We start from the raw sequence: 26,383 nt of genomic DNA on the forward strand, positions 1-26,383 counted from the left end.
GCGAAAAAAAATCAGGCCTTGATGATGTGATCTTCAGGCAGGCGGTATTTACCACGACTGTCGACCAGCAAATTCGAGTGCTGACGAATGAGCTCATAGTCGAAACGCTCGTGGTCGGTTGCCAATACCACGGCATCGAACGTCGCCAGGTTTTCCGCTGACAACTTTTCACTGCTCAGTTCGAAATGGTGCTGGCGCATTTTCGGGAAAGTTTCCACATGCGGATCGCTGTAGGCCACGATGCCGCCCATGCTTTCAACCAACTCCATGATCTCCACTGAAGGAGACTCGCGCATGTCGTCCACGTTTTTCTTGTAGGAAATTCCGAGAACCAGTACACGGCTGCCTTTGACGGACTTGCTGCGTTCGTTCAGGCCATCGACCAGTTTGCCGACGACATACTCGGGCATCGCCCGATTCACTTCACCCGACAACTCGATGAAGCGTGTATGCAAACCATACTCGCGAGCCTTCCAGGTCAAGTAGAAGGGGTCGATAGGGATGCAGTGACCACCGAGCCCGGGGCCCGGATAGTAAGGAGTGAAACCGAACGGCTTGGTAGCGGCAGCGTCAACAACCTCGAAGATATCGATGCCCATACGATCGGCCACAACCTTCATTTCGTTCACCAGGCCGATATTCACTGCACGGTGAATATTCTCCAGCAGCTTGGTCATTTCAGCTGCCTTGGTCGAACTCACTGGTACAACGCGATCGATTGCCTGCTCGTAGAGCGCAATACCGACTTCAAGGCAGGCTTTGGTGTGCCCCCCAATGACCTTGGGAATCGTACGGGTTTCAAAATCAGGGTTGCCCGGATCTTCGCGCTCGGGCGAGTACACCAGGAAGATATCTTGACCCACCTGCAGACCAGACTCTTCAATACGCGGCAGCAACTCTTCTTCAGTCGTACCCGGATAGGTCGTGCTCTCCAGAGACACCACCTGGCCAGCGCGCAAGTATGGCTTGAGCGCATCAGTCGTATCGATCACGAAACTCATGTCCGGCTCGCGATACTTGTTCAGCGGCGTTGGCACACAAAGAATGAGGGCATCGCAATCGGCAACGCGGGCAAAGTCCGAAGTCGCTTCGAAACCCGAATTGCAGGCCTGCGCAATGCTGGCTGAAGAGATATGTTCAATGTAGCTTTTACCAGCATTGAGTTTGGCGACTTTCGACTCATCGATATCGATACCCAGTACGCGGTAACCGATAGCGTTGTAGCGCAACATCAACGGCAATCCCACATAACCAAGACCCACAATGCCGATCAAGGCTTCTTTGGACTTCAGTCGTTTTTGAATAGCGCTGTGAGTTTCTAGCATACAAACTCCATTTGAAAACAGACTCCAGTTCCAGGGGGGGGGGAAGGCAGGGGCTGAAAAAGTGATCGAAAGCTTACTTAAACGAAAGAAAAAACCGAGGACACAGCCCAAGCTGAGACGGGCTCTGTGTAAGTCTTTGCGGTCTAACGTTATTTTCGGTCAGGAATCATACTACGAACCTGCGGAAAAGTTCCCGCAAATCAAAAAAAAAAGATCGCCAATTGGCGATCCTTTTTCTTGACCCGCGGAGCAGTTGCAGCTTTAGCCAAACAACCAGTAGGCCAACAATCCCAATACCACTACCGCCAGTATCGGCCGCAATACGCGATACGCTTTGGGATTACGGCGTTTCCACTGTTTGATCACACCACTGAATTTGTCGCTGGAATTCTTGCTCCAGGCATATGCCTTGTTGATCCCACCCACGCGCTCGTCATCCAGGTTCTGCGGTGCAGTCGCACGGCCCAGCCAAGCGCTGATACTGCGATTGATGCGGGTCATGACGCGATTGCTCAACGGACGCTCGATATCACAGAACAGAATGACGCGGGTCTTTTCCGTTTCGTTCTTGACCCAGTGCACATAGGTTTCGTCGAACATCACGTCTTCACCATCGCGCCAGGCGTAAACCTGGCCGTCGACGAAGATGCGGCAATCGTCGGAGTTCGGCGTCGACAACCCCAAGTGGTAACGCAGGGAACCGGCAAACGGATCGCGATGCGGATTGAGGTGGCTGCCGCCCGGTAGCAACGCAAACATGGCGCCTTTGACATTGGGAATGCGGCTGACCAGTTCCACGGTTCTCGGGCACAGGGCTTCGGCAGAAGGCAGCGGTTTGTCATACCACTTGAGATAGAAACGCTTCCAGCCCTTCTTGAAGAACGAGCCAAAACCGGCGTCGTTGTTCTTTGCCGCCGCGCGGATATACCCCTCGTCGAACAAGTGCATCGCTTCGTCGCGGATCACTTCCCAGTTGTCCTTGAGCACATCCAGCTCCGGGAACTTGCTGCGATCCAGGTACGGTTTCGAAGGCACACCGGAAAACAGGTACATCAAGGCGTTATAGGGTGCGAACAGTGCCGAATGGTTAACGAACTGACGCAAAACCGGCAGACGCGCCTTGCCGCGTAAATGCACATAGAGGGTGCTGCCGAGAAACAGCAGCAACAACGAGGCCTTCGCGGCAAACGATAAGGTCATCAACAACTCCTTTGAAGATAATCGACATTGCGCCACGCCCATTGCCCGACATGGCTGCCGGCATGATAAACACTGCCGACCTGGTGAAAAACCCGCATTTTTCAACATTCAATGTTAATGAATGTGCAACAAAGCATTGCTTACCATAAGACGCCTGAACGCTGGCTGATGAAAATCCATCATCAACCGAACAAGATCAATAGTTCGCAACCAGCGATAATGCCTCAGGCATCACCGCCGACCACGACGCGCCAATGCTCAGCGCTTACTGCTGATTCTCCTGCTCGGTAAACAGATCACTGAACAGCATGCTCGACAAGTAACGCTCACCGGAATCCGGCAGGATTACCACTATGGTCTTGCCCTGCATTTCCGGGGTCTCCGCCAATCGTACGGCCACCGCCATGGCGGCGCCGCAGGAAATCCCGCACAAAATCCCCTCTTCCTGCATCAAACGCAAGGCCATGACCTTGGACTCTTCGTCACTGACCAGCTCCACCCGATCGACGATCGACAAATCGAGGTTCTTCGGCACAAAACCGGCACCGATGCCCTGGATCTTGTGCGGGCTCGGCTTGATTTCTTCACCCGCCAGCGCCTGGGTAATCACCGGCGACACCGCCGGCTCCACCGCCACTGAGAGTATCGGCTTGCCCTGGGTATTCTTGATGTACCGTGAAACCCCGGTGATGGTTCCACCTGTTCCGACGCCTGCCACCAGCACGTCGACCGCGCCGTCGGTATCGTTCCAGATTTCCGGGCCGGTGGTTTTTTCGTGGATGGCCGGGTTGGCCGGGTTGTCGAACTGTGCCGGCATGAAGTACTTCGACGGGTCGCTGGCAACGATCTCTCCCGCTTTATCGATGGCGCCTTTCATGCCTTTGGCCGGCTCGGTCAATACCAGTTCGGCACCCAGTGCCTTGAGCACCTTGCGGCGTTCGATGCTCATGGATGCCGGCATGGTCAGCACCAGTTTGTAGCCACGGGCAGCCGCCACGAAGGCCAGACCGATGCCGGTATTGCCGGAAGTGGGTTCGACGATAGTCATGCCCGGCTTGAGTTTGCCGCTGCCCTCGGCATCCCAGATCATGTTCGCGCCGATCCGGCACTTGACCGAGTAACCCGGGTTGCGCCCTTCGATCTTGGCCAGAATGGTCACACCACGCGGCGCAATACGATTGATCTGCACCAGCGGCGTGTTGCCGATGGAGTGGGCGTTGTCAGCGAAAATGCGGCTCATGGCTGGGTCCTTAACGACAGCATTGAAATAGGGCATCAAGGTAAGCCTCTTGCCAGCAGGCGTCCAGTCGGGGCGAACGTCCGCTTATCGGTGCAATCAATGACTCTGGATCACCAGAGTTTTACCACCATGAAACGTCGATACAACTTGCCGCTGCGGCCCCTTATCGGCCTGGTTGTGCTGCTGATATCGCTACACATCGCCTTGCCCAATCTGGTGCGCAACTACCTCAATTTTTTGCGCGTGACGATGTACCGGCCAGTGTCTTCTGCCGCACGGGGCGAATTCGATTGCTGTTGCAGGAAGTCCCAACCCAGGCAGGCCAAGGCCAACGATCGCGGCACCGCTTCGCGACCACTGCTGTATCGGGTGATGCTGCGGGTACTGACCCCCAGCGCTTCAGCCGCCTGATTAAGCGGTAACCCGGTGCGAGCACGCCAGTCGATAAAGATTCGAGTGTTCTCGTCGGCGGCATTTTGCGCCAAGGCATCCAGGTAGAGAGTGTCTGCACCAATCTGGATATCCAGTTCAGGCCATTCGACACTCCAGCCATCGTCACCCAACGCTGCATGATCAAAAGCGACTCCCTGCAAAGGTTGCAGGCCTGGATAGGCCAGCAGGTCGCGGCTCAAATCAAGCAGCAGTTGCTGGCCATCGATAAACGTCAGCGCCAATCGGTAATCCGGCAATGCTTGCACTGCCGATAGCCGTGGTCGTTTCATGGGTAACATCGTTCCAGTCCTCCAGTAATTGAGTCTGATGGGCACTGACCCACTCCAGAGCTTCCTTGACGATCAACGGCGGCGCCTTGCCCATCATCACCTCGACAGTTTCCAGGCTGAGCATGACATCCAGACCGCCACCGGTCAGGTGAACATGAGGCGGCGGATGATCCTTCTCGCGCAATTGAATGCGGTATGTATCTCGAAATCGGTATTTGGTAGACATGCCCGGCAAGCTATCGCCAAAATGGCGATAGCTCAATACTGGCCAGCAACCGAGACTGAGTCAAGATGTGACGCCCCATTCAGAGACTGAATAAGCCGTCTGCGTTCACAGTCGACCGGGCAGCGCGTTATAGTCGGGGCTGACTCTTTTATTGCGCCCCCGCCCTGCCTCGTTCAGGTCGGCGTTACCGTTCGAGGATTAGCAGATGAAGTTCGAAGGCACCCAGGCCTACGTCGCCACCGATGACCTGAAGCTGGCGGTCAACGCCGCCATCACCCTGGAACGGCCGTTGCTGGTCAAGGGCGAACCGGGCACCGGCAAGACCATGCTCGCCGAGCAACTGGCCGAATCCTTTGGCGCCAAGCTGATCACCTGGCACATCAAGTCCACCACCAAGGCTCACCAGGGCCTCTATGAGTACGACGCGGTCAGCCGCCTGCGCGATTCGCAGCTGGGCACGGAAAAGGTCCACGACGTTCGCAACTACCTGAAAAAGGGCAAGCTCTGGGAAGCCTTCGAATCCGAAGAGCGGGTGATCCTGCTGATCGACGAAATCGACAAGGCCGACATCGAATTCCCCAACGACCTGCTGCAAGAACTCGACAAGATGGAGTTCTACGTTTACGAGATCGACGAGACCATCAAGGCGAAAAAGCGCCCGATCATCATCATTACCTCCAACAACGAGAAAGAGCTGCCGGACGCGTTCCTGCGCCGCTGCTTCTTCCACTACATCGCTTTCCCCGATCGCGTGACGATGCAGCGGATCGTCGACGTGCACTACCCGGACATCAAGAAAGACCTGGTCAGCGAAGCGCTGGACGTGTTCTTCGACGTGCGCAAGGTGCCGGGCCTGAAGAAGAAGCCTTCGACCTCCGAGCTGGTGGACTGGCTGAAGCTGCTGATGGCCGACAACATCGGCGAAGCGGTGCTGCGCGAGCGCGATCCGACCAAGGCCATCCCGCCGCTGGCCGGCGCTTTGGTGAAAAACGAACAGGACGTGCAATTGCTTGAGCGTCTGGCGTTCATGAGTCGTCGCGGCACTCGATAAGGGTCAACGCCATGTTGCTCAACCTGTTCAATGAAATGCGCGCAGCCAAGGTGCCGGTTTCGGTACGCGAGCTGCTGGACCTGATCAACGCGCTGAAACAGCGCGTGACCTTCGCCGACATGGACGAGTTCTATTACCTGTCCCGGGCGATCCTGGTGAAGGACGAACGGCATTTCGACAAGTTCGACCGGGCGTTCGGTGCCTACTTCAATGGCCTGGAAAAACTCGACGACCACTTGCAGGCGCTGATTCCGGAAGACTGGTTGCGCAAGGAGTTCGAACGCTCGCTGACCGATGAAGAGCGGGCGGCGATCCAGTCCCTCGGCGGCCTGGACAAGCTGATCGAAGAGTTCAAGAAACGCCTCGAGGAACAGAAGGAACGTCACGCCGGTGGCAACAAGTGGATCGGCACCGGTGGTACCAGCCCGTTCGGTTCCGGTGGTTTCAACCCGGAAGGCATTCGGGTCGGCGACGCCGGCAAGCGCCAGGGCAAGGCGGCCAAGGTCTGGGACCAGCGTGAATACAAGAACCTCGACGACTCGGTCGAGCTGGGCACCCGCAACATCAAGGTCGCCCTGCGCCGCCTGCGCAAGTTCGCCCGTCAGGGTGCGGCGGAAGAACTGGACATCGATGGCACCATCGATCACACGGCCAAAGATGCCGGGTTGCTGAACATCCAGATGCGGCCAGAGCGGCGCAACACCGTCAAACTGTTGCTGCTGTTCGACATCGGCGGCTCGATGGACGCTCACGTGAAGATTTGCGAGGAGTTGTTCTCGGCCTGCAAGACCGAGTTCAAGCATCTGGAGTACTTCTACTTCCACAACTTCATTTATGAATCGGTGTGGAAGAACAACATGCGCCGCACCTCCGAGCGCACCTCGACCATGGACCTGCTGCACAAGTACGGCGCCGACTACAAGGTGATCTTCATCGGCGACGCCGCCATGGCGCCCTACGAAATCACCCAGCCGGGCGGCAGCGTCGAGCACTGGAACGAAGAAGCCGGCTACGTGTGGATGCAGCGTTTCAAGGAAAAGTACAAGAAACTCATCTGGATCAATCCGTATCCGAAAGACACCTGGGGCTATACCTCATCGACCAATATCGTGCGGGATTTGATTGAGGACCAGATGTATCCGTTGACACTTCGCGGGTTGGAAGAAGGGATGCGGTTTCTTTCCAAGTAATCTTTGTTGTCTGGTCTGACGCCATCGCGAGCAAGCTCGCTCCCACAGGGTCTTATGTACGGCAAAGATCCAATGTGGGAGCAGGCTTGCTCGCGAAGCTTTTAGCGGCTTATGAAACGCTTCAAATACTCGACTTGCTCGCGATGAGCGACATCCTGCACCACCGGCCGCAACCTCACCGATGCACCCGGCAAGCACTGTGCCAATCGCGCCAGCGCCAACGGCGTCAACGCCCCCAGACGCGGATAACCACCGATGGTCTGCCGATCATTGAGCAACACAATCGGCTGTCCGTCCGGCGGCACCTGGACGGCTCCCAACGGAATACCTTCGGAAATCATCGGTTTGCCCTGGTACTGCAACGCAGTGCCCAGCAGACGAATCCCCATCCGGTCGGCACGGCTGTCGAGGCTCCACGTGTTATTGAACGCGTCGAACAGGCTTTGCCCGCTAAACTCGCCAATCTGCGCACCGAGCACCAGATCCAGCACAGGGTCGCCGGTGAAATCCGGCACCCATTCGCTCGGCAACTCCCGCAGCAATACCAGCGGGTTCCCCGAGTAGCTCAATAATGCGCCCTTACCCAGCGCATGGCCCATTCCATCCAGGCCGCCGAGCTCCTCACGGACCACCGTCGCGCTACTACCCAGCACTTTCGGTGCATCAAACCCACCCGGCGCCGCCAGATAGGCCCGGGCGCCGAGCAGCGGCCGGGTGAATTGCAAGCGCTGACCTTTATGCAGCCTGAAACTGCGCCAGGGTATCAGCGACTCGCCGTCCACCTGCGCGCCAAGATCCGCTCCGGCCAAGGCCAGCACGCAGTTTTCCTTGGCAATGACGCTGAACCCGCCGAGAGTGATTTCGATCACCGGCTTATCCAGTTCGTTGCCCAATAGCCAGTTGGCCCAGGACATCGAACACCAATCGGCCGCTCCGCCTTGGGTCACACCCAGATGCCGCACGCCGAATCGACCGGCATCCTGCAACAGGCACAGAGCCGTACTCGCTTCAATCTTCAGACGGCTCATGCCTGGACCTCCAGTGGCGTATCGTCACCGCCCAGGTTAATGAACTCGGCATGGCCAATCGCTTCGAATCGTACGGTGTCACCTGGCTGCATCAGGCTGTAACCGTCACGGTTGCGATCGAATAACTTGGCTGGCGTGCGGCCGATCAGGTTCCAGCCGCCCGGCGACACCACCGGGTAAGCCGCTGTCTGCCGTTCGGCGATGCCGACACTGCCGGCGGCAACTTTCTTGCGTGGCGTGTTCAGACGCGGTGCCGCGAGCACCTCGTCCACTAGCCCCATAAAGGCGAAGCCCGGCGCAAAACCCAGGGCAAACACCTGATATTCACGCTCGCAGTGACGACGGATTACCTCCTCCACCGCCAATCCGCTGCGCTGCGACAACAGGCTCAGCTCTGGACCGACACTCAAGTCGTACCACACCGGCAGCACATGACAGGTGCCGCGAGTACGCGCATTGGGCGACAGATCGATCAGCGCCTGGGCAATCAATTCCCGAGCCTGGGCGGGACTCAGTGCAGTCAAATCGTAATGCACCATCAATGTGGTGTAGGACGGCACCAGATCGATCAGATGCTCACCGAATACCGTGCGCAGACTTTCACTGGCCGCCAGCATCCACGGCATGTTGGTTTCGGCGATTTCATCGAACAGGCGCACCATCAGGCAATCCAGCGCCACCACTTCCACCCGTAGCTTCATGACGCACTCTGCCGGTTCAAGGCTTCACGGATGCGTTGCACGGCAGCGACCGAACTGGCGTTGTCGCCGTGCACGCAGAGGGTGTTGGCCTGCAAATGCAGGGCACTGCCGTCGCTGGCAACGAGGTGATCGCCACGGGCAATAGTCAGTGCCTGCTCGATGATTTTTTCCGGGTCGTGATGCACCGCGCCCGGCAGTTGTCGCGAGACCAGCCTGCCGGCGCTGTCGTAAGCGCGATCGGCGAAGGCCTCGAACCACAGTGTCACGCCGTATTCATCGCCGAGTTGCTGGGCGGCGCTGTTGTCGCGGGTTGCCATCAACATCAACGGCAGGCTGCGGTCATAGGACGCCACCGCTTGCAAAACGGCGCGCAGCTGCGCCGGGTTGGCCATCATGTCGTTGTACATCGCGCCATGGGGTTTGACATAACTGACCCGGCCGCCTTGGGCCCGGCAGATGCCGTCGAGGGCGCCGATCTGGTAATGCAGGATGTCTTGCAGTTCCTGGGTGGCATAGGCCATGGAACGGCGGCCGAATCCCACCAGATCCTGATAGGCCGGATGCGCGCCAATTTGCACACCGTGGCTGAGGGCCAGGCTGACGGTCTTGCGCATGATGCTCGGATCGCCGGCGTGAAAACCGCAGGCGATGTTGGCGCAATCGATGAAGGGCATGATTTCTGCGTCCAGACCCATGGTCCAGCTGCCAAAGCTCTCGCCGATGTCGCAGTTCAATAGCAGGCGGCTCATGCTGAACACTCCTGTAGGCTTTGTTCTTTTTAGTTGCGGGACATATCTGTAAGACATGCTCGCAGGTTATCAGTTACCGGGAGTCGGTGACGGCTTCGGTATTGGTGCGTTACCACCAGTACTCGTCAGTGAAGAACTGGCCCGCGGCGAATTGACCTTGCTGGCCATCAACCAACGCCCGCCCAACCTGCAAGTGGTGTCTTGGAGGGTCGGCGCAGAGTGGGTCGAAGAGATCGTGACGTTGTGTCAGCACGTGGTGGAGCACTATGCGCAGGAGGTGGGCGAGCACTACATGGTCTTGAGCACCCCAGGCCAGACTCTGAAAAGGGGCTTTCAAAATCACAAGTAGCAATCACTATCATTTGCATTATTGTTTTTAGAATGTATTCTCTGCGCGCATTCAGCTAAACCACTGTCCTGAAGGAGTCGGACTTGATGCGCGCTTACACGCAAAAACAGCAGCAATTGCTCTCGCACTGGAGCGAAGCCCTCGGCACTCAGGCCTTCCAGTCCCACCGCATCACCCTCGACCATTTGAGCAATGCCCTGGAGCCCGCCGCCCAGCGCTGCTTCCAACGCCTGATCCAGGCGCTGTTTCGCGAAGGCCTGATCAACCCCGACGCCTGCGAATACGATGACAACAGCCGTTGCTGGCTGCCGCTTGGCGACGGTGCGTACCTTTGCTTCGATCACCTGTCGGGCGGAAGAATGAACAGCTGGGACGTGCGCGGCAGCATCGTCCTGCACACCCCCGACAACCTGCCCCACAAAATCCAGTTGCCCAGCGAACTGCTCGCTCACCTCGGCACTCAGCTCAACCCGCCCGCCTCCCCGCAAGTACTGGAACGCCTGGCCTGCGAGCTGGACGATAGCTATAGCAACGACACCCTGTGCCTGGCGTTCCACCATGGATGGACCGAGCGCCTGCGAGAGCAGATCGACACCCGGCACGACAACAATCTGCTCGCCTGGCTCAAAGCCAGCCCCGACCACCAGAACCCGACATCACTGCTCGAACAGTGGGGCACGCTCGGCCATCCCTGGCATCCGAACTACAAGACCAAACTGGGCTTGAGGGCCGCGCAGGTCATCGCTTTCTCGCCGGAATTCGAAGCGAGTTTTCCGATTGTGCTGTGCGCCCTGCACCGTCAGTACACACACGTCGAGTCACTGGCCGGTACCGCCGATTACTGGGACTGGTGGCAGGGCCACTTCCCCCAGGCCGCCGAACAATTGCAGCGCCATTTGCAGCAACGGGGCCTGGAGGCAGCGGACTACCTCCCGCTGCCGTCGCACCCATGGCAAGCCAATGAAGAACTGCCCAATTTGTTCGCCGGCGAGATCGCCGACAACCTGCTGATCATCACCGACATCGTTGCCTTCACTGGCCACCCGACCATGTCCTTCCGCACGGTCCTGCCAGAGGCCAGCCGCGTTGCGCCGATGGTCAAACTGCCGGTGGCCCTGCGACTGACCAGCGTGCAGCGCACCGTGTCGCCGCGCTCGGCCCGGATGGGACCGCGCATCAGCCAATTGATATTGCAGATTCTCGATCATGAACCGCAGATTCAGCGCCTGCTGAACATCGTGCCGGAGCGCATCGGCGTGCACTACGCGCCACAACCGGCCAATGACGAACGGTCCCGGCATGCCGCTGTGCTGTACCGCGACAACCCGCTGACCCTGTTGCAGGAAGGCGAACTGGCCGTGCCGGTCGGCAGCCTGTTCGCCGTCAACGAATTCGAACAACCGTTGCTGCGTGACTGGGTGCAACTGGCTCAGGGCCGTGACGACAGCGAGGCCATGCTGGCGTTCTTCGATGATTACCTGTCGATTGCCGTCCCGAGCCTGCTGGGCATCTACCTGATGTATGGCGTGGCCTTCGAAGCGCACCAGCAAAACAGCTTCATGGTAATGGGCGCTGACGGGCAGTTGAATCGGTTGTTGCTGCGTGACTTCGGCGACATTCGCATTGATCGCAAAACCCTGCACGCCAGGGGGCTGGATATCCAGTTGCACGATCCGAAAATGACCCTGTACGACGACGCCGGATTTGTCCGTGACAAGCTCCTGCACACCACGTTCATGTGCCACCTCGGGGAGTTGACGTTGCTCTGTGCCCGTCACTGGAATGTGTCGGAAAATATCCTTTGGGAGCGTCTGGCTACGCACGTTGAACAGTGCTTCGAGAGCGTGCGCGAGCACATCGAACCGGCACGCTGGGAAAGCGAGCGCCAGGCCCTGCTGGAACAGGATTGGCCGGCCAAATCGTTCATGCGCATGCGCTTGCACGACAGCCACGCCGACATCGTCGGACGCCTGAGTAATCCGCTGCGAACCAACGCCGATGCTCGCTGAAGGTCGTGCGTTGCGACTGCTGATCGTCATCCAGTTTGTCTCCATGGGTGCCATGGAAATGAGCGGCCCGTTCTGGCCCATGCAGATCCAGCATCTGCTTGGGCCAGAGGGCGCCGGCTACACCGCGCTGCTGTCGGCGCTGGTCTATGCCGGCCCGATGCTGGCGGCCATGCTACTGACGCCCGCATGGGGGCGGTTGGGTGATCGCACCGGGCACAAGCCGATGATCGTTCGGGCGTTGCTGGCACTTGCGCTGTGCCAGGGGCTGGCGGCCATTACCCTTGACCCGTGGCTGCTGGTGGGCATTCGCGTGATGCAAGGCGCATTGGCCGGGTTTCTCGCCGCCGCGCAAGCCTATGCCCTGGCCTGCTGCGACAGTTCCCGGCGCGGTCACACCCTGGCCCGTCTGCAATCGGCGACCGCTGTCGGCTCGTTGATCGGCCCGGTACTGGGCGGTTGGCTGATGGACATCTCGGGGTTTGCCCTGCTCTGTTATGGCGCAACGGCGGTTTGCCTGCTGTGTGCACTGGGGAGTTTTTTCCTGCCGGCCGACAAGGCGCGAGCCTCGACGAAGAAACCGCTGGCGCCGGTAGCCCTGCCTAAAGGCTGGCTCGGTGGAATCCTGTTGGTGATCGTGTTGATTCAAGCCGCGAAGATGATGCCGCAACCCTTCTACGCGCTGTACGTCGCCGACATTCTGCACGCGCCGGGCTGGCTGATCGGCGCTACTTACGCGGCGAGCGCCGCGACCCTGGCCATTTGCGCACCGTTGTGGGGACGTCTGTTCGACCGCTGGCAGCCGGCTTACACCTTGCGCGTCATCGAAGGCGTTGCCTGGCTCTGCGCCCTGACGCTAGCGGCCACGGCACTGGCTAACGAATGGCTGGGTTTTCTCGTCAGCCGGCTGGTCTGGGGCATCTGGCAAGGCGCGTTGCTCCCCGTCGCCTATGCACTGATCGCCAACACCGTTTCGTCAAGCCAGCAGGGTTTTGCCCTCGGCCTGGGCAACAGCGCGGCCAAGGCTGGCGCCCTGCTCGGTGCTGTCCTCGGCGGGATCGGCATGGGGCTGGTCGGGCTGGCCCACAGTTTCTGGCTGGTGGCGTTGACCTACGCACTGGCCGCCATCGGGATCCGCTGGGTGCGCTCATTCACCTCCACACCTGCCCCCGCAGTTTTATCTACCCACACTTATCACGACTAAAAAAAAGACCCTCTCATGACCCGAACCAAACTTTCTTTGCTGATTCCGCTGCTCGGCTCCGTCAGCGCCCAGACCTGGGCCGAGGACACCGAACAGCAACCCGGCACGTTGACCATGCAAGCCACCGTCGTTTCCGCAACTCGCAGCGAAGCGACCATTGCCTCGATTCCAGGCTCGGTCCAGGTGATCGACGAACAACAGATTCGCCAACAGAGTGGCGCCGGGCGTCGGGTCTCCGACATTCTGGGACAACTGGTTCCCGGCCTGGCGCCGTCCAGCGGCGGGATGAGCAACTTCGGCCAGACCCTGCGCGGGCGCAACATGCTGGTGTTGATCGACGGCGTGTCGCAGAACGCCACGCGTGACAACTTCCGCCAGCTCAACAGCATCGCACCGGCCAGCATCGAACGCATCGAGGTGGTTTCCGGCGCCAGCAGCATTTATGGTGCCGGAGCTTCGGGCGGCATCATCAACATCATCACCAAGCGCAACCAGGGTCAGGACCTTGCCTACAGCAGCAAACTGGGCCTGACCAGCGGCAACAACCTCAACAGCAAGGGTTTCGCCTACGAGGCCTTTCAGAGTGCGACCGGGCGCAAGGATGCCCTGGACTGGTACGTGTCCGCCGACTTGACCCAGCGCAACGATCAGTTCGACGGCAACGGCAATCGCATCCCTCAGGACACCTCCCAGGGCAGCAACATGGACACCGAAACCTATGACCTGCAAGGTCGTTTCGGTTACGAACTGGATGCCGATAAAAAACTCAGCCTGTCGCTGCAGGACTACAAGGACCAGCAGGACACTGGCTACACAAAAGACCCGAAAAACCTGCAACAGGCCGTGGCGGTCAAAGGACTGAAACTCGACGACCAGCCCTACACCCATAACCAGGCGGCCAACCTCAACTACACCGACAACGACTTCTACGGCCAGGGCCTGCAGCTGGAAAGCTACTGGCGCCGGGCCGACGCCCTGTTCTTCCCGGACCTGTCACGGGGCAAGGCCGGGATCTCCGACAACAACAGCGTGCAGGATGTTTACGGCCTGCGTGCAGCCATCGACACGCCGTTGCCGGCCATCGGCAGCGCCACAGGCAATCTGGTCTGGGGCGCCGACTATGATCACGAACGCTCCCGCCAGCGCGGCGACCAATACACCCTCAATGGGCTGACCTACACCAAGACCGGCACCACTTACGAGCTGGGTCCGGACATCGAAACCACCACCAAGGCGCTGTTCGGGCAGATGTCCTGGGACATCGGTGACTGGACCTTGCGTGGCGGTGTGCGCCGCGAATGGATCGAAAGCGAGGTCTCCGACAGCATCGCTTACGGTCAGATCGTCCAGACCGGCGTACGCGCCATCCTGCCCGGTGACACCCTCAAATACGACGCCACGCTCTATAACCTGGGCGCGGTCTATCACCTGAGTGAAAACCAGGACGTCTTCGCCAATTTCAGCCAGGGGTTTTCGCTGCCGGACATCCAGCGCTTCCTGCGTGACGTGAACAGCACCTTCGATATCCAGAGTCTCAACGCCCAGGCCATCAAGGTCGACAGCTACGAGCTGGGCTGGCGCGGTAACTGGGACCGGTGGCAGGCCGACGTCACCGTGTATGAAAACACCTCGGACGTGACCCAGTTCTACGATGCCAATGACCGTGTCTTGCGTCTGATCAACCAGAAGGAACGGGTTCGCGGCATTGAAAACAGCCTCACCTACCTCGCGACCGATCACTGGTCGGTGGGTGGCACCTATGCCTGGGCCAAAGGCGAGACCGAGCAGAACGGGAAATGGATCGATTTGCCGGCAACACGGATTTCACCGGCCAAAACCACGCTGTTCGTCGGCTATACCGAAGACGACTACAACCTGCGCCTGCAAGGCATGCACCTGTCCAGCTACGACGCTGCCGCCAAGGACAACAACGGGCGCGACATCGAAGGCTATACGCTGGTGGACCTGCTCGGCTCCGTGTACTTGCCGGTCGGTCGTCTGGAAGGCGGGATATACAACCTGACCAACCGCACGTACGTCAATCTGTTCGCCCAGGCCAACGCCAGAGCGCCATTCCCCAATGCCGAAGGCCGTACCTTGAGCATGAGCTATTCGGTTGATTGGTAATTAAGCAAGGAGCCGGCTTGCCGGCTCCTTGACGTTCGCCGGCGTTACAAACCGCGTAAATCCCGCTCTTCGATCGGCCGGCTCTGGCGCAGGCGTTTACCGCCCAGCACCACCCAGTCGATCAAGCGATACAGGCACTCAAGGCCAAACGACAGCAGCATTGCGCCACTCATGCCCCAGATCATCGCTTCGGGCGTCAACAGGATCTGGTAGCTGTAGCCATTCCAGGTTTCCTTGCGAATGTCCGGATCGGCAGCCAGCACCACTTGCAGGAAGCGGATGTACCATGGCCCCTGCATCGCCTGGAATTGCTTGTCCAGCGCCAGTTGACGGGTCAGCAGGTTGCTCAGGCTGTCGGCGTCGCTGCGGAAGATCGGATCTTCGCTGGCGCGGTAATGGGCCACCAGGGCCTGCATGTCACCCTTGAAGAACTGATTGGCGGTGTTCTGAAAGCCGCTCAACCCGGCTTGCGCCTCGATCAGATGGGCTTCGACACGCTTGGCGTAATCATTGATGAACCCCGGCACCTGGACACCGATCAACAGGCCCGCCGCAAACAACACCAGCCGTAGATAACTGAGCAACATGGAAAGCAGATCCTTATTCGGTCTTGCCCTGGCTGACGCATTCGCCGCGTCGCCACAGGCTCCATTGGCCCGGTTCGTAGCGGGTCCAGGTTTCGTTTTCGGTCAGGGGTTCGGTGGCGATGACGGTGACCACATCGTTGGGTGTGGTTTCGGCCTGAAAATCGACGATCACGTCGACATCTTTCAGGCGCGCCGGGCCAAACGGTGCGCGACGGGTGATTTGCGCCAGCTTGGTCGAGCAATAGCAAAACAGCCAGTCGCCATCGCTGAGCAGGCAGTTGAATACGCCTTTGCTGCGGTACTCGGCACAAGCGGCCACCAGATCCGGCAGCAACACTTCGACCTCGACCGGCTCGGGGAATGCCGCACGCACACGGTTGAGCAAATCGCAGAACGCCGCTTCGCTGTCGGTATCACCCACGGGGCGATAGAAACTGACCGCTGGCTGAAAATCCGCCAATTGGCCGTTATGGGCGAAACACCAGTTGCGCCCCCACAGCTCACGGACGAACGGGTGGGTATTGGACAGGCAGACCTTGCCGACATTGGCCTGGCGGATGTGCCCGATCACCACTTCGCTCTTGATCGGATAGCGCTGCACCAGGTTCGCGACTTCCGACTCGCAGCTCGCCGCCGGGTCCTGGAACAGCCGCAGCCCACGGCCTTCATAAAAGGCAATGCCCCAGCCATCGCGATGCGGGCCGGTACGACCGCCGCGCTGCATCAGCCCGGTGAAGCTGAACACGATATCGGTCGGGACATTGGCGCTCATGCCCAATAACTCACACATGTTCGGACTCTCGCTCAATCGCAGGGGCAAGGTTACAGACGGGGTTCGACTCGCATCCGTTGAGGACTGCTCGGCACGGGAGGACGACCGTATCGATCATCGCCGGCACCGCCGAACGGTTGATCATCCTCGGGCTCGTCGGCGCGGACGGCGGCTTTGGTGGCAGCCTCACGCTCCTTGCGGGCGTTGGCGGCGCGTTCGATGGGGAAACGGATCGCCACCAGCACCAGATAGAGGCCGAATGCGATCATGCCGTACATGAACAGATCGGAAATGGCCCGCCAGGCGTTGTTGCCGACCTTGAACAGCAGGTCGAGCGCGGTAATGGCGACGGCCGGTGCGACTTTATCCTTGACCGGGTCGATGATGGTCGGGCTGAACAACAGCACCGCCATCGCCAGCCGCAGTGGCTCACGCAGCCAGCGCCACATCCAGCGGGTCAAGCGCATCCACACCAACAGGCAGCCCAAAGCGGCGAAGGCGTAGAGGCCCCAAGCGATCAGATAGTCGTTCTCGGTCATGGTGTCCATGGCAAGGCAGGCAAAGAGGCGCTTATGATAACGGCTTTTCGCCCATCAGGCTGCATCAATGCCTGACTGTTGAGCGCTATCCATGTGGGAGCGGGCTTGTGTGGCGAGGGGGCTTGCCCCCCGTTCGGCTGCGAAGCAGTCGTAATACAGACACCGCGTTGTTGACTAAACACCGCAGTGACTCGTTTTAGGGCCGCTTTGCGACCCAACGGGGGCAAGCCCCCTCGCCACACAAGCCCGCTCCCACAGGTTGCCAGGCCCCTATTTCGTACACTGTTCGAGAACCCTTCATGCCCCTATCCACCAACACTTGCGACGCTCCGATTGCCCACAAGGCTGAAGGTTCCGACCCGTATGCCTGGCTGCAAGAACGCGACACCGATGCAGTGCTCGACTACCTCAAGGCTGAAAACAGCTATCAGCAAGCGCAAACCGCCGACCAGGCCGGATTGCGCGAAACCCTGTTCGAGGAAATCAAGGGGCGGATACTCGAGACCGATTTGTCCCTGCCCTCGCCATGGGGACCGTATCTGTATTACACCCGCACCCTGGCGGGTGACGAATACGCCCGGCACTACCGCTGCCCGCGTCCGGCCGATGACAGCCTGACCCTCGACGAAAGCCGCGAACAACTGCTGCTGGACCCGAACGAACTGGCCAACGGCGGTTTCTTTTCGCTCGGAGCGTTCAGCATCAGCCCGGATCACCAGCGCCTGGCCTACAGCATCGACTCCAGTGGCGACGAGATTTACACGCTGTTCGTGAAGGAGTTGTCCGACGGCCGCGTCAGCGAGCTGGAGTTCCGGGACTGTGACGGCAGCATGACCTGGGCCAACGACAGCCTGACGCTGTTCTTTGGCGAACTGGACGATACCCATCGCCCGCACAAGCTGTACCGCTATCGCCTGGACGGCACGGCGGCCGAAGAAGTGTTCCATGAGCCAGACGGCCGCTTCTTCATGCATTGCTACCGCTCAAGTTCCGAACAGCAATTGCTGCTGTCCGTGGGCAGCAAGACCACCAGCGAAGTCTGGGTCCTCGATGCCTCCCAGCCCCAGCAGGCGTTCACCTGCCTGGCGCCACGGGTTGAAGATCATGAGTACGACGTCGATCACGGCGTACTCGACGGTCAACGGACCTGGTTCATTCGCAGCAACCGTGACGGGATCAATTTCGCCTTGTATACCGCGGTCGATACCGGTGCCGCGCCGTCCGAGGCCGACTGGCAGAACCTGATCCCCCACAGCGACACGGTGATGATCGACGGCATCAGCCTGAACACCGGGGCCATGACCCTCAGCCTGCGGGTCGGCGGCTTGCCGGTCATTGAAGTTCACCCGCAAGGCCTGGCGCCCTATCGCGTACAACTGCCGGATGCAGCCTACAGCCTGCACGTGCAAAACAGCCTGGAATTCGCAAGCGACCGGATTCGCCTGCGCTACGAAGCGTTGAACCGTCCTGCGCAAATCCGTCAGCTTGAACTGGCGACCGGCGAGCAGAAAGTGCTCAAGCAAACCCCGGTGCTCGGTCCGTTCGACGCCGATGCCTACGTCAGCCAGCGCCTGTGGGCGACCGCACCGGACGGTACGCAAGTGCCGATCAGCCTGGTGATCAAACGCGGTGACCTCGGCAAACCCGTGCCGTTGTACCTCTACGGCTATGGCGCCTATGGCGAAAGCCTCGACCCGTGGTTTTCCCATGCGCGCCTGAGCTTGCTGGATCGCGGCATGGCGTTTGCCATTGCCCACGTGCGTGGCGGCGGCGAACTGGGGGAAGCCTGGTATCGCGCCGGCAAGCAAGAGCACAAGCACAACACCTTCAGCGACTTCATCGCCTGCGCCGAACACTTGATTGCCCAGGGTTATACCAGCGCTTCGCAACTGGCGATCAGCGGCGGCAGCGCCGGTGGTTTGCTGATCGGCGCGGTGCTCAATCAACGGCCGGAACTGTTTGGTGCCGCCATCGCCGAAGTGCCGTTCGTCGACGTACTCAACACCATGCTCGACCCTGACCTGCCGTTGACCGTGACGGAATACGACGAGTGGGGCAACCCTGAGGAGCCGGATGTCTATGATCGGATCAAGGCCTACGCCCCGTACGAAAACGTCACCGCACAAGCGTATCCGGCGACCCTGGTGATCGCCGGCTACAACGACAGCCGCGTGCAGTATTGGGAAGCGGCCAAGTGGGTGGCGAAATTGCGCGCAACCAAGACCGACAGCAATCCCCTGCTGCTCAAGACTGAACTGGGAGCCGGGCATGGCGGGATGAGCGGTCGATATCAGGGATTGCGTGACGTAGCTCTCGAATATGCATTTTTGTTCACGGTTTTGGGTATTGCCTGAGGAACCTGGTGCGGTGTGCCGGTCTTAACTCCACACACCGGCTGCCGATAAAACACCTGTGGGAGCGGGCTTGCTCGCGAAGGGGCCGCAACATTCAGCAGAGATGTTGACTGACACACCGCCTTCGCGAGCAAGCCCGCTCCCACAGGGGATTTGCGGTGAATTCAAGTCAGCAACCATCACAAAAAAGACCGTGACGACATGTCCGAATCAACCTTTCTGAACAACGAAATTCGCGACTGGCTGATGGATTGCGGCCTGTTCAATCAACTGCTGCCGGCGGACTTCGCTGCGGCTTCGGGCTACTTCAGTATCAGCACCATTGCCCAGGGCGAGGAGATTTTCCAGGAGGGCGATGCTGGCAGTTTCATGTGCATCATCCATACCGGTCAGGTGGCCGTGCAGAAAACCACCGCTGACGGGCAACGAGTCACCATCGCCACCTTGCGTAGCGGCCGCTCGTTCGGCGAAATGGCCGTGCTCGATGGTGAACGGCGCTCGGCCAGTTGCGTGGCCGCGAGCAACTGCCAGTTACTCAACCTGGGCAAGGACTCGCTGGAAAAGATGCTCAACGATGCGCCGAAAATCGCCGCCAAGATCATCCGCGCCCTCGCCGTTTCCCTATCCAAACGCCTGCGCATGGCCGACGGCCAACTGCTTTCGCAGCAGGTCTAGCCGCCCGGCGACTTGGGTTTCGGCGGATTGAACTCCAGCCCCGGCACAGGCTGGTCCTTGGTCGGGCGGGCTCGGCATTTCAATCGGCACCAACGGCGGACCGCTACTGCCGGGGCCGACTTTAGGCAAAGGTGCCGGGCTGATTTGCGGGTACGGCGTGGGCGTCGCGGTGCCGGGCGAACCGGGCATCGGCGCGGGGCTGACAGGAATCGATTGCAGCTGCTGGCCCTGCACTGCAGTTATCGAGAGCGCGGCCAGGGCAATGACCGTTAGAATGGTGCGCTTCATCAATGGCTCCGTTGGCCTTGTCGTCATAAACAGGCTACTCCCAACTGCGTCTGTTTGCCCTCCCGTGTTCTGCCAATTTTCTTCAAGTGAGCCCCATGAAACGTTTCGTTCTGCTGGACACCACCCCCATACCTGAAAACGGCGGTGCCCTGTGCCTGTTCGAATACGGCGAGGATTTCGTCATCAAGATCCAGGGTGGTGACGGCGGGCAATTGATGAACACGCGCATGCACGGCTCCGAAGATGCCCTGGCCGAAATTCCGTGTCGAAAAGTCGCTGGTCGGCCGAATTCGCGGGTGCTCATCGGCGGCCTGGGCATGGGTTTCACCCTCGCTTCGGCGCTCAAGCACCTGGGCAAGACCGCCGAAGTGGTGGTCGCCGAACTGGTCCCCGGTGTCGTCGAGTGGAACCGTGGACCGCTGGGCGAGAAGGCTGGCAATCCGCTGCTCGATCCGCGGACCGTGATTCGCATGGAAGACGTGGCCAAAGTCCTGCAAGCCGAACCGCAGGGTTTCGATGCCATCATGCTCGATGTCGACAATGGCCCCGAAGGCTTGACCCAGAAAGCCAACAGCTGGCTGTATTCCGCCGCCGGACTGAACGCCTGCGCCAAAGCCATGCGCCCCAAAGGCATACTGGCCGTCTGGTCGGCCAGCGCTGACCGGCAGTTTTCCGACAAACTGAAGAAAGCCGGGTTCAAGGCCGAGGAAGTGCAGGTCTTCGCCCATGGCAACAAGGGCACCCGCCACACCATCTGGATTGCCGAGAAGCTCAAGGGCTGAGCTAAACTTCGCTTAATACCGTCATTAGTCTTTCTACAAAGGTGAACCCATGAGTTCGTCCACCCCGACCAACACTTCGAAGCTGGATCGCATCCTCGCCGACAACCAGCGCGACAAGGAAATGGGCTACCGCGACAAGGCCCTGAAGATGTATCCGCACGTCTGTGGCCGCTGCGCCCGTGAGTTCTCCGGCAAGCGCCTGAGCGAACTGACCGTGCACCACCGCGACCACAACCACGACAACAACCCGCAGGACGGCTCGAACTGGGAGCTGTTGTGCCTGTACTGCCACGATAACGAACACTCGCGTTATACCGACCAGCAGTATTTCGACGAAGGTTCGCTGAGCACGCCAAAAATCGCCAAAGCCACGCACAACCCGTTTGCGGCGTTGGCGGGGTTGATGAAAAAAGAAGACTGAAGATCTTCAGCGCCTGAACCGGCCCCTTCGCGGGCAAGCCCGCTCCCACATTGGTTTTGTGTACGACGCAGATCAAATGTGGGAGCGGGCTTGCTCGCGAAGGCGGCTGCGGGTACACCACCAATCTGTGAACTGACCACTGCCATTCAATCCCCGTATAATCGCGCTTTTTTCCCGAAAGGCACCCCGCTCGTGGCAGACAAACGGTACAGCTGCATTGGTTTGTATAACCCCAAATCACCGGAGAACGTCGGTTCGGTGATGCGCGCCGCTGGCTGTTATGGCGTGGCGTCTGTGTTCTACACCGGCAAGCGCTACGAGCGCGCCGCCGACTTCGTCACCGATACCAAGCGCGTGCACTACGACATCCCGCTGATCGGCATCGACGACCTGAAGAAAATCCTGCCCCTCAATTGTGTACCTGTCGCCGTTGAACTGGTCGAAGGCGCCCGCCCGTTGCCGGAGTACACCCACCCGGATCGCGCGCTCTACATTTTCGGCCCGGAAGACGGATCGCTGGATAAAGAGATTCGCGACTGGTGCGAAGACGTGGTCTACATTCCGACCACCGGGTGCATGAACCTGGCTGCCACTGTCAACGTCGTGCTCTACGACCGCATGGCCAAGGGTCTCAATACCCGCTCGGGGCCAAAATTCCGCTGAATCGCCGCACATCCGATTGAACAAGCTGCCCGTCCAGGCAGTCAGCTTAACTATCGATCACTGAAGCCAGGAGTCAGACCATGAGCGAACTCAAACCCGTCGAGCGTATCGAGTCCACCCCGTTCCAGAGCCCCTCCGAGCAGAACGTGCAGGGTTGGGAACGCATCGGTTCCCTGGCCGGCGGCGTGGTGATGGTCGGCAAGGGCCTGCGTCGTGGTGGGGTCTTTGGCCTGATCCAGGTGGCCATCGGTGGCGTGGCCATGGCGCGTGGCATTACCGGCCACAGTTCGGCGAAAAGCCTGCTGGAGAAAAGCCGTCAGGACATGAACAACGTGCGGGCGAAAATCCAGCGGGCGGGGGAAGAACTGAAAACGCTGAAGGCCAATGCCGAGGCGGCGACCAAAACTGCCACCGTGACCGGCAATGATTCGTTGAAGTCGCCGAAAGCCGGGGTTTGAATCGGGATTTGCGCTGAAGCCACTGGCCTCTTCGCGAGCAAGCCCGCTCCCACATTGGTTTTGTGTCTGGCACAGATCAAATGTGGGAGCGGGCTTGCTCGCGAATGACGGTGTTACTGAAGCAACTCGGTACTGAGCACTTTTGAAGAACCACCGATCACGCTTTCACTGAGCTGAACAAACGCCTGGGTATCGATTTCCCCCAGCCGCATCGCCCCGCGCAACACATCATCCAGCGAACGCTTGTTATGGGTTTTCAGGCGAATCTCGCGGTCCAGTTCCTGCAGCAACACCACTGCCCTGGCCGTCTGCGCCGGGCTGATCTGCTCACCGCGCAGCGTGGTGACTTTCTGGCTGTCCCTGACCAGTTTGCCGTGCAGGTTCTCGTAGCGTTCATCGCTCATGCCGCCGGCCCGGCGCACCAGTTCGATGGCGTAATACTCGGCAAAGCCTTCGCCGATCCAGTCACTGCGCTGCGTACCGTTGATCCGCCCGAACACCTGGGCCAACTCACGGACCAAGGCACTGGTGCCGCTTTCGCTGACCAACGGCAGGTGACTGTTGAGGTAGATCGACTCGTGCGCCGACCGGCTGCCGCGCCACATTGGATCATTGGCCCCGACGATCAGCAGTTTGCCCGGGTGTCGCGGATACAGCGCCTGCACTTGCGGCCAGACGAAGGTCAGCAGCGTCAGCACATCCATCCGGCGCATACCCTGTCCTAGCGGCGAGGCGACGGTGACTTCGGTCTCGCCCAGACGAGTGCGGCGGCTACCGAGTTGGCCGGCGAGCATCCAGCCCGTGGGCCGGTCGAACAGTCGGGACGGGTTATCAATACGGAATTTGTTCTGGCCAATCCGTGGCCAGGCGGTTTCAACGCTTTTCCAGCCACCGGGCAGCTCGAATACAAGACGAGAAACCAGTTCGATGCCGTCCTGTTGATCGAGTCTGGCAGCGGGCACCAGATCGTCGCCGCGCATCAACGCCCAGTTTGGCGTCATGCGCGTGTCGAAGCTGCCGTTCTTGCGCCCATGGCTGATATTCACGCGATAGGTCAGGCTGGCCTTGTCAGCAGACGGACGCCAGACACCTCGCGCCGTTTTGCCGGGGGTCAGTAGCCATTGGCCGTCGGCCTTGAAATCGCTGTAGTGGCTGCCGTCGCCGAGGTCGAAATCCAGGCTGCGTACCGCCGAGCCCTGGGCGAGCGTCAGGCGGACTTCGGCCTGATCACTCTGCGGCAACAGGCGCACGTGATAATCCAGATCGACCTTGTTCGCGGCCCACACAGGCGAATTCACGGCCAGTAATCCAACGACCCACGCCTGCCGCCATCCCACAGCCATACACACTCCTTCGTGAAACGTTTAACCGTAGGCAATCAGCCAGCGCGGAAAATCAGATGATCTTCCCAATCGTCTTCCGGCACGCTGCCTTCGGCGAGCATGCGCCCGGACTGTGAGATCCGCTCGTGATGCACGGCATCGCGATCGCCGCACACCAGGTGATGCCACAACGGCAGGTCCTTGCCTTCGCTGACCAGGCGATAACCGCAGGTTGGCGGGAGCCATTTGAATTCGTCGGCCTTGCCCGGCGTAAGCTGGATGCAGTCCGGCACAGTGTCACGACGGTTAGGATAGTCCGTGCACTGGCAGGTTTTCAGGTCCAGCAATTTGCAGGCGATGCGCGTGTAATAGACGCTGTTGTCGTCTTCGTCCTCAAGCTTTTGCAGGCAGCACAATCCACAGCCGTCGCACAGCGACTCCCATTCCTCCTGATCGAGTTGATCGAGGGTTTTGCGTATCCAGAACGGTTCTACTTTGGCGGCCATGGTTCGAGCATCGACATCAGGTGGTGAAAAGGCCGCCAGTCTAGTGCCCGAAGCCCCGCGGGCCAAGCATTGGCGACTGTCGGTAGAACGGGCTTGTCAGTTTTTGCGCTGCCAAGTAGGGTTTTGCGTCGCCCCTCTCTTTCAAACGTAGCAAGGAATCTCTTGATGAGTGCTAACCCACGCGTTGCCGATTACGCCATTCACCCTCAGTTCACCGATCGCTGGTCGCCCCGCGCCTTCACCGGCGAAACGATTCCGGAGGAGACTCTGCTGAGCTTCTTCGAAGCCGCACGCTGGGCACCCTCGGCCTACAACTCGCAGCCTTGGCGTTTTCTTTACGCGCGTCGTGATACACCGAACTGGGAGCGTTACCTGGGCCTGCTGAACGAATTCAACCGCAGCTGGGCGCAACACGCTTCTGCCCTGGTGATCGTGATTTCGAAAACCACCTTCGCCGTGCCTGGCGCGACTGAAGAAACCCCGGCCCTGTGGCACACCTTCGACACCGGTTCCGCCTGGGGCCACCTGGCCTTGCAAGCGAGCCTGAGCGGCTGGCACACCCACGGCATGGCCGGCTTCGATCAGGAACTGACCCGCAAGGAGCTGAACATTCCTGAAGGCTACGCCCTGCACGCCGCCGTCGCGGTGGGCAAACTGGGGGACAAGGCGAGCCTGGCGGATTACCTGCAAGCCCGTGAAGAACCAAGCCCGCGCCGTCCGTTGAGCGAATTGGCGGCTGAAGGCGACTTCACCCTCTAAACCGCTGCACATACCAATGTGGGAGCGGGCTTGCTCGCGAATGCGGTGTATCAGCCACTAAATTGTCGACTGACACTCCGTATTCGCGAGCAAGCCCGCTCCCACACTTTTTGATCGCGGTGAATCAATACCCGCGATCGAAATCCACTTCTCCGTGCAACGCCTCTCCCGCCTGATACGCCCGCAGGTTCTCGACAAACAGCTTCACCATCATCGACGGCGAAGTCGGTGCCGAGCTATGGCCGGTCAGCAGCAAACCCCAGGCTGTCCAGAATGGATGACGCTGGGGCAATGGCTCCTGACGGCACACATCGATCACTGCGCCCGCCAGATGCCCTTCTTTCAAGGCGTCCACCAGATCCGCATCGACCACCGCCACACCGCGCCCGGCGTTGATGAACAACCCGGTCGGCTTGAATTGCTTGAACAGCGCCGCGTCGTAGATATCGTGGGTTTGCGGCGTGTTCGGCAGCAGATTGACCACGTAATCGACTTCACCGACCAGCCGCGGCAGATCCGCCAGTGAACCGACTTCGATAAACGGTGCCTGTTCCCGCGCACTGCTGGCAACGCCATACAACTCGACGCCGAACGGCACGAGGAACTGCGCGACACTTTGCCCGATATCACCCGTGCCGACGATCAACACCTTACGCCCGGCCAGGCTCTGGCCCTGGCGGCTGTCCCATTTGCGCTCGACCTGGCTGACCAGCCGCGCCAGCACTTCACGTTCGTGACCGAGCATATACGTGAGCACGTACTCGGCCATGACCTGTCCGAAGATTCCGACTGCACGCGTCAGCCGATAGTGCCGCGGCAAACCGTCAGCCAGCAGCGGCGTAATGCCGGCCCAGGTCGATTGCAGCCATTGTGGTTGATGGCCCTGGCGCAACAGGGTCGCCAGCAGATCAGGCTGGCCGAGCCACACCGGACAATCGGCGGCCTGACTGGCCAGTTCGGCGGAATCACCGCTGGTCAGTACCTCCAGATCCGGTGCCGCCTCGCGCAATAGTTGGGCGTACACGGGGTGGTCGTGTTCAGCAATCAGGACGCGCATGCTTCAAACCTTTCAAAAACAGTGCAAACGGCCGCCGACAGAGTGGTGCTCCATCGAGGCTGCCATCGCTAAAATCAATCAG

25 protein-coding genes and 3 pseudogenes are annotated in these 26,383 nt (G+C 59.8%); 13 read left to right on the forward strand and 15 right to left on the reverse strand.

Going from position 1 to position 26,383, the window contains the following annotated elements:
* Positions 1 to 11 precede the first annotated feature (11 nt).
* The 5 genes and pseudogenes from wbpA to ABIA48_RS07535 form a co-directional block, all read right to left on the reverse strand.
* Positions 12 to 1,325 (reverse strand): UDP-N-acetyl-D-glucosamine 6-dehydrogenase, encoded by a 1,314-nt coding sequence (gene wbpA / locus ABIA48_RS07515; RefSeq protein WP_429492813.1) that lies wholly within the window; start codon positions 1,323 to 1,325, stop codon positions 12 to 14.
* A 261-nt stretch (positions 1,326 to 1,586) separates the two neighbouring features.
* Entirely contained in the window at positions 1,587 to 2,525 is a 939-nt protein-coding gene (locus ABIA48_RS07520) for an aspartyl/asparaginyl beta-hydroxylase domain-containing protein (RefSeq protein WP_429487642.1), read from the reverse strand.
* Between the two features lie 265 nt (positions 2,526 to 2,790).
* Positions 2,791 to 3,765 carry a cysteine synthase A gene (gene cysK, locus ABIA48_RS07525; RefSeq protein WP_429487644.1) on the reverse strand — a complete coding sequence of 325 codons (975 nt, stop codon included), beginning with the start codon at positions 3,763 to 3,765 and terminating at the stop codon, positions 2,791 to 2,793.
* 224 nt (positions 3,766 to 3,989) lie between these two features.
* Positions 3,990 to 4,496, reverse strand: a complete 507-nt coding sequence (locus tag ABIA48_RS07530) for a DUF2442 domain-containing protein (RefSeq protein WP_116262269.1) — start codon at positions 4,494 to 4,496, stop codon at positions 3,990 to 3,992.
* Positions 4,484 to 4,713, reverse strand: a pseudogene (locus tag ABIA48_RS07535) (DUF4160 domain-containing protein). Before ABIA48_RS07535 ends, ABIA48_RS07530 begins: the two are co-directional and overlap by 13 nt.
* A 205-nt stretch (positions 4,714 to 4,918) precedes the next feature.
* On the opposite strand from ABIA48_RS07535, the gene ABIA48_RS07540 reads away from it, so the two are divergent.
* Both ABIA48_RS07540 and ABIA48_RS07545 read left to right on the forward strand, forming a co-directional pair.
* Positions 4,919 to 5,764 (forward strand): AAA family ATPase, encoded by an 846-nt coding sequence (locus ABIA48_RS07540; protein WP_007984829.1) that lies wholly within the window; start codon positions 4,919 to 4,921, stop codon positions 5,762 to 5,764.
* An 11-nt stretch (positions 5,765 to 5,775) separates the two neighbouring features.
* On the forward strand, positions 5,776 to 6,954 hold the full coding sequence (locus ABIA48_RS07545; RefSeq protein ID WP_007984827.1) for a vWA domain-containing protein: 1,179 nt from the start codon (positions 5,776 to 5,778) through the stop codon (positions 6,952 to 6,954).
* Positions 6,955 to 7,055: 101 nt separating this feature from the next.
* Here ABIA48_RS07545 and ABIA48_RS07550 read toward each other — a convergent pair whose 3' ends face one another.
* The 3 genes from ABIA48_RS07550 to ABIA48_RS07560 are packed head-to-tail and all read right to left on the reverse strand — an operon-like array spanning position 7,056 to position 9,432.
* On the reverse strand, positions 7,056 to 7,982 hold the full coding sequence (locus tag ABIA48_RS07550) for a biotin-dependent carboxyltransferase family protein (protein WP_429487647.1): 927 nt from the start codon (positions 7,980 to 7,982) through the stop codon (positions 7,056 to 7,058).
* Positions 7,979 to 8,683, reverse strand: coding sequence for a 5-oxoprolinase subunit B family protein (locus ABIA48_RS07555; RefSeq protein ID WP_429487649.1), 705 nt, complete (start codon positions 8,681 to 8,683; stop codon positions 7,979 to 7,981). The genes ABIA48_RS07550 and ABIA48_RS07555 overlap by 4 nt, the downstream gene beginning before the upstream one ends.
* Entirely contained in the window at positions 8,680 to 9,432 is a 753-nt protein-coding gene (locus ABIA48_RS07560; protein ID WP_429487651.1) for a 5-oxoprolinase subunit PxpA, read from the reverse strand. Before ABIA48_RS07560 ends, ABIA48_RS07555 begins: the two co-directional genes overlap by 4 nt.
* An 88-nt stretch (positions 9,433 to 9,520) precedes the next feature.
* Here ABIA48_RS07560 and ABIA48_RS07565 point away from each other — a divergent pair.
* The 4 genes and pseudogenes from ABIA48_RS07565 to ABIA48_RS07580 all read left to right on the forward strand — a co-directional run.
* Positions 9,521 to 9,781, forward strand: a pseudogene (locus ABIA48_RS07565) (hypothetical protein); the annotation flags it as partial.
* 86 nt (positions 9,782 to 9,867) lie between these two features.
* Positions 9,868 to 11,790 carry an IucA/IucC family protein gene (locus ABIA48_RS07570; RefSeq protein WP_429487653.1) on the forward strand — a complete coding sequence of 641 codons (1,923 nt, stop codon included), beginning with the start codon at positions 9,868 to 9,870 and terminating at the stop codon, positions 11,788 to 11,790.
* Positions 11,780 to 12,991, forward strand: coding sequence for an MFS transporter (locus ABIA48_RS07575; RefSeq protein ID WP_429487655.1), 1,212 nt, complete (start codon positions 11,780 to 11,782; stop codon positions 12,989 to 12,991). Before ABIA48_RS07570 ends, ABIA48_RS07575 begins: the two co-directional genes overlap by 11 nt.
* Before the next feature lie 15 nt (positions 12,992 to 13,006).
* Positions 13,007 to 15,118 (forward strand): TonB-dependent receptor, encoded by a 2,112-nt coding sequence (locus ABIA48_RS07580; protein ID WP_429487657.1) that lies wholly within the window; start codon positions 13,007 to 13,009, stop codon positions 15,116 to 15,118.
* A 44-nt stretch (positions 15,119 to 15,162) separates the two neighbouring features.
* Here ABIA48_RS07580 and ABIA48_RS07585 read toward each other — a convergent pair whose 3' ends face one another.
* Genes ABIA48_RS07585 through ABIA48_RS07595 form a run of 3 tightly spaced genes read right to left on the reverse strand, consistent with a single transcriptional unit; the run spans position 15,163 to position 17,025 of the window.
* Positions 15,163 to 15,705: a DUF2937 family protein gene (locus tag ABIA48_RS07585; protein WP_429487659.1), complete on the reverse strand. Its 543-nt coding sequence runs from the start codon at positions 15,703 to 15,705 to the stop codon at positions 15,163 to 15,165.
* A gap of 13 nt (positions 15,706 to 15,718) precedes the next feature.
* Positions 15,719 to 16,495 carry a class II glutamine amidotransferase gene (locus tag ABIA48_RS07590; RefSeq protein WP_429487660.1) on the reverse strand — a complete coding sequence of 259 codons (777 nt, stop codon included), beginning with the start codon at positions 16,493 to 16,495 and terminating at the stop codon, positions 15,719 to 15,721.
* 32 nt (positions 16,496 to 16,527) lie between these two features.
* A complete protein-coding gene (locus ABIA48_RS07595) occupies positions 16,528 to 17,025 on the reverse strand; it encodes a hypothetical protein (protein WP_007984808.1) in 498 nt (165 codons plus the stop codon).
* Positions 17,026 to 17,315: 290 nt separating this feature from the next.
* Between ABIA48_RS07595 and ABIA48_RS07600 the strand changes: the two genes are divergently transcribed.
* Both ABIA48_RS07600 and ABIA48_RS07605 read left to right on the forward strand, forming a co-directional pair.
* Complete coding sequence (locus ABIA48_RS07600; RefSeq protein ID WP_429487661.1) at positions 17,316 to 19,370, forward strand: S9 family peptidase; 2,055 nt, start codon at positions 17,316 to 17,318, stop codon at positions 19,368 to 19,370.
* Positions 19,371 to 19,571: 201 nt separating this feature from the next.
* Complete coding sequence (locus ABIA48_RS07605; RefSeq protein WP_008015977.1) at positions 19,572 to 20,045, forward strand: cyclic nucleotide-binding domain-containing protein; 474 nt, start codon at positions 19,572 to 19,574, stop codon at positions 20,043 to 20,045.
* Here the strand turns inward: ABIA48_RS07605 and ABIA48_RS07610 are convergent.
* Positions 20,042 to 20,333, reverse strand: a pseudogene (locus ABIA48_RS07610) (hypothetical protein). The gene ABIA48_RS07605 and the pseudogene ABIA48_RS07610 overlap by 4 nt on opposite strands.
* Before the next feature lie 95 nt (positions 20,334 to 20,428).
* Here ABIA48_RS07610 and ABIA48_RS07615 point away from each other — a divergent pair.
* From ABIA48_RS07615 to ABIA48_RS07630, 4 genes are all read left to right on the forward strand, one after another.
* Positions 20,429 to 21,115: a spermidine synthase gene (locus ABIA48_RS07615; protein WP_007984802.1), complete on the forward strand. Its 687-nt coding sequence runs from the start codon at positions 20,429 to 20,431 to the stop codon at positions 21,113 to 21,115.
* A 49-nt stretch (positions 21,116 to 21,164) separates the two neighbouring features.
* Positions 21,165 to 21,536, forward strand: a complete 372-nt coding sequence (locus tag ABIA48_RS07620) for a YajD family HNH nuclease (RefSeq protein WP_007898702.1) — start codon at positions 21,165 to 21,167, stop codon at positions 21,534 to 21,536.
* A gap of 192 nt (positions 21,537 to 21,728) precedes the next feature.
* Complete coding sequence (locus ABIA48_RS07625; protein WP_007911337.1) at positions 21,729 to 22,199, forward strand: RNA methyltransferase; 471 nt, start codon at positions 21,729 to 21,731, stop codon at positions 22,197 to 22,199.
* Between the two features lie 80 nt (positions 22,200 to 22,279).
* The gene (locus ABIA48_RS07630) at positions 22,280 to 22,657 is read left to right on the forward strand and encodes a YgaP family membrane protein (RefSeq protein WP_007984798.1); all 378 of its coding nucleotides are present in this window, start codon (positions 22,280 to 22,282) and stop codon (positions 22,655 to 22,657) included.
* A 113-nt stretch (positions 22,658 to 22,770) separates the two neighbouring features.
* Here ABIA48_RS07630 and ABIA48_RS07635 read toward each other — a convergent pair whose 3' ends face one another.
* Positions 22,771 to 24,000 (reverse strand): hypothetical protein, encoded by a 1,230-nt coding sequence (locus ABIA48_RS07635; protein WP_429487664.1) that lies wholly within the window; start codon positions 23,998 to 24,000, stop codon positions 22,771 to 22,773.
* 35 nt (positions 24,001 to 24,035) lie between these two features.
* Complete coding sequence (locus ABIA48_RS07640) at positions 24,036 to 24,485, reverse strand: YcgN family cysteine cluster protein (protein WP_007984794.1); 450 nt, start codon at positions 24,483 to 24,485, stop codon at positions 24,036 to 24,038.
* 165 nt (positions 24,486 to 24,650) lie between these two features.
* Between ABIA48_RS07640 and ABIA48_RS07645 the strand changes: the two genes are divergently transcribed.
* Positions 24,651 to 25,244, forward strand: coding sequence for a nitroreductase family protein (locus ABIA48_RS07645; RefSeq protein ID WP_007984791.1), 594 nt, complete (start codon positions 24,651 to 24,653; stop codon positions 25,242 to 25,244).
* Positions 25,245 to 25,368: 124 nt separating this feature from the next.
* Here the strand turns inward: ABIA48_RS07645 and ABIA48_RS07650 are convergent, their stop codons facing one another.
* Entirely contained in the window at positions 25,369 to 26,301 is a 933-nt protein-coding gene (locus ABIA48_RS07650) for a D-2-hydroxyacid dehydrogenase (RefSeq protein WP_429487667.1), read from the reverse strand.
* Positions 26,302 to 26,383 lie beyond the last annotated feature (82 nt).

It is taken from the genome of Pseudomonas sp. S30_BP2TU TE3576 (genome assembly GCF_050436025.1).
In the GTDB taxonomy this organism is placed as follows: Bacteria; Pseudomonadota; Gammaproteobacteria; order Pseudomonadales; family Pseudomonadaceae; genus Aquipseudomonas.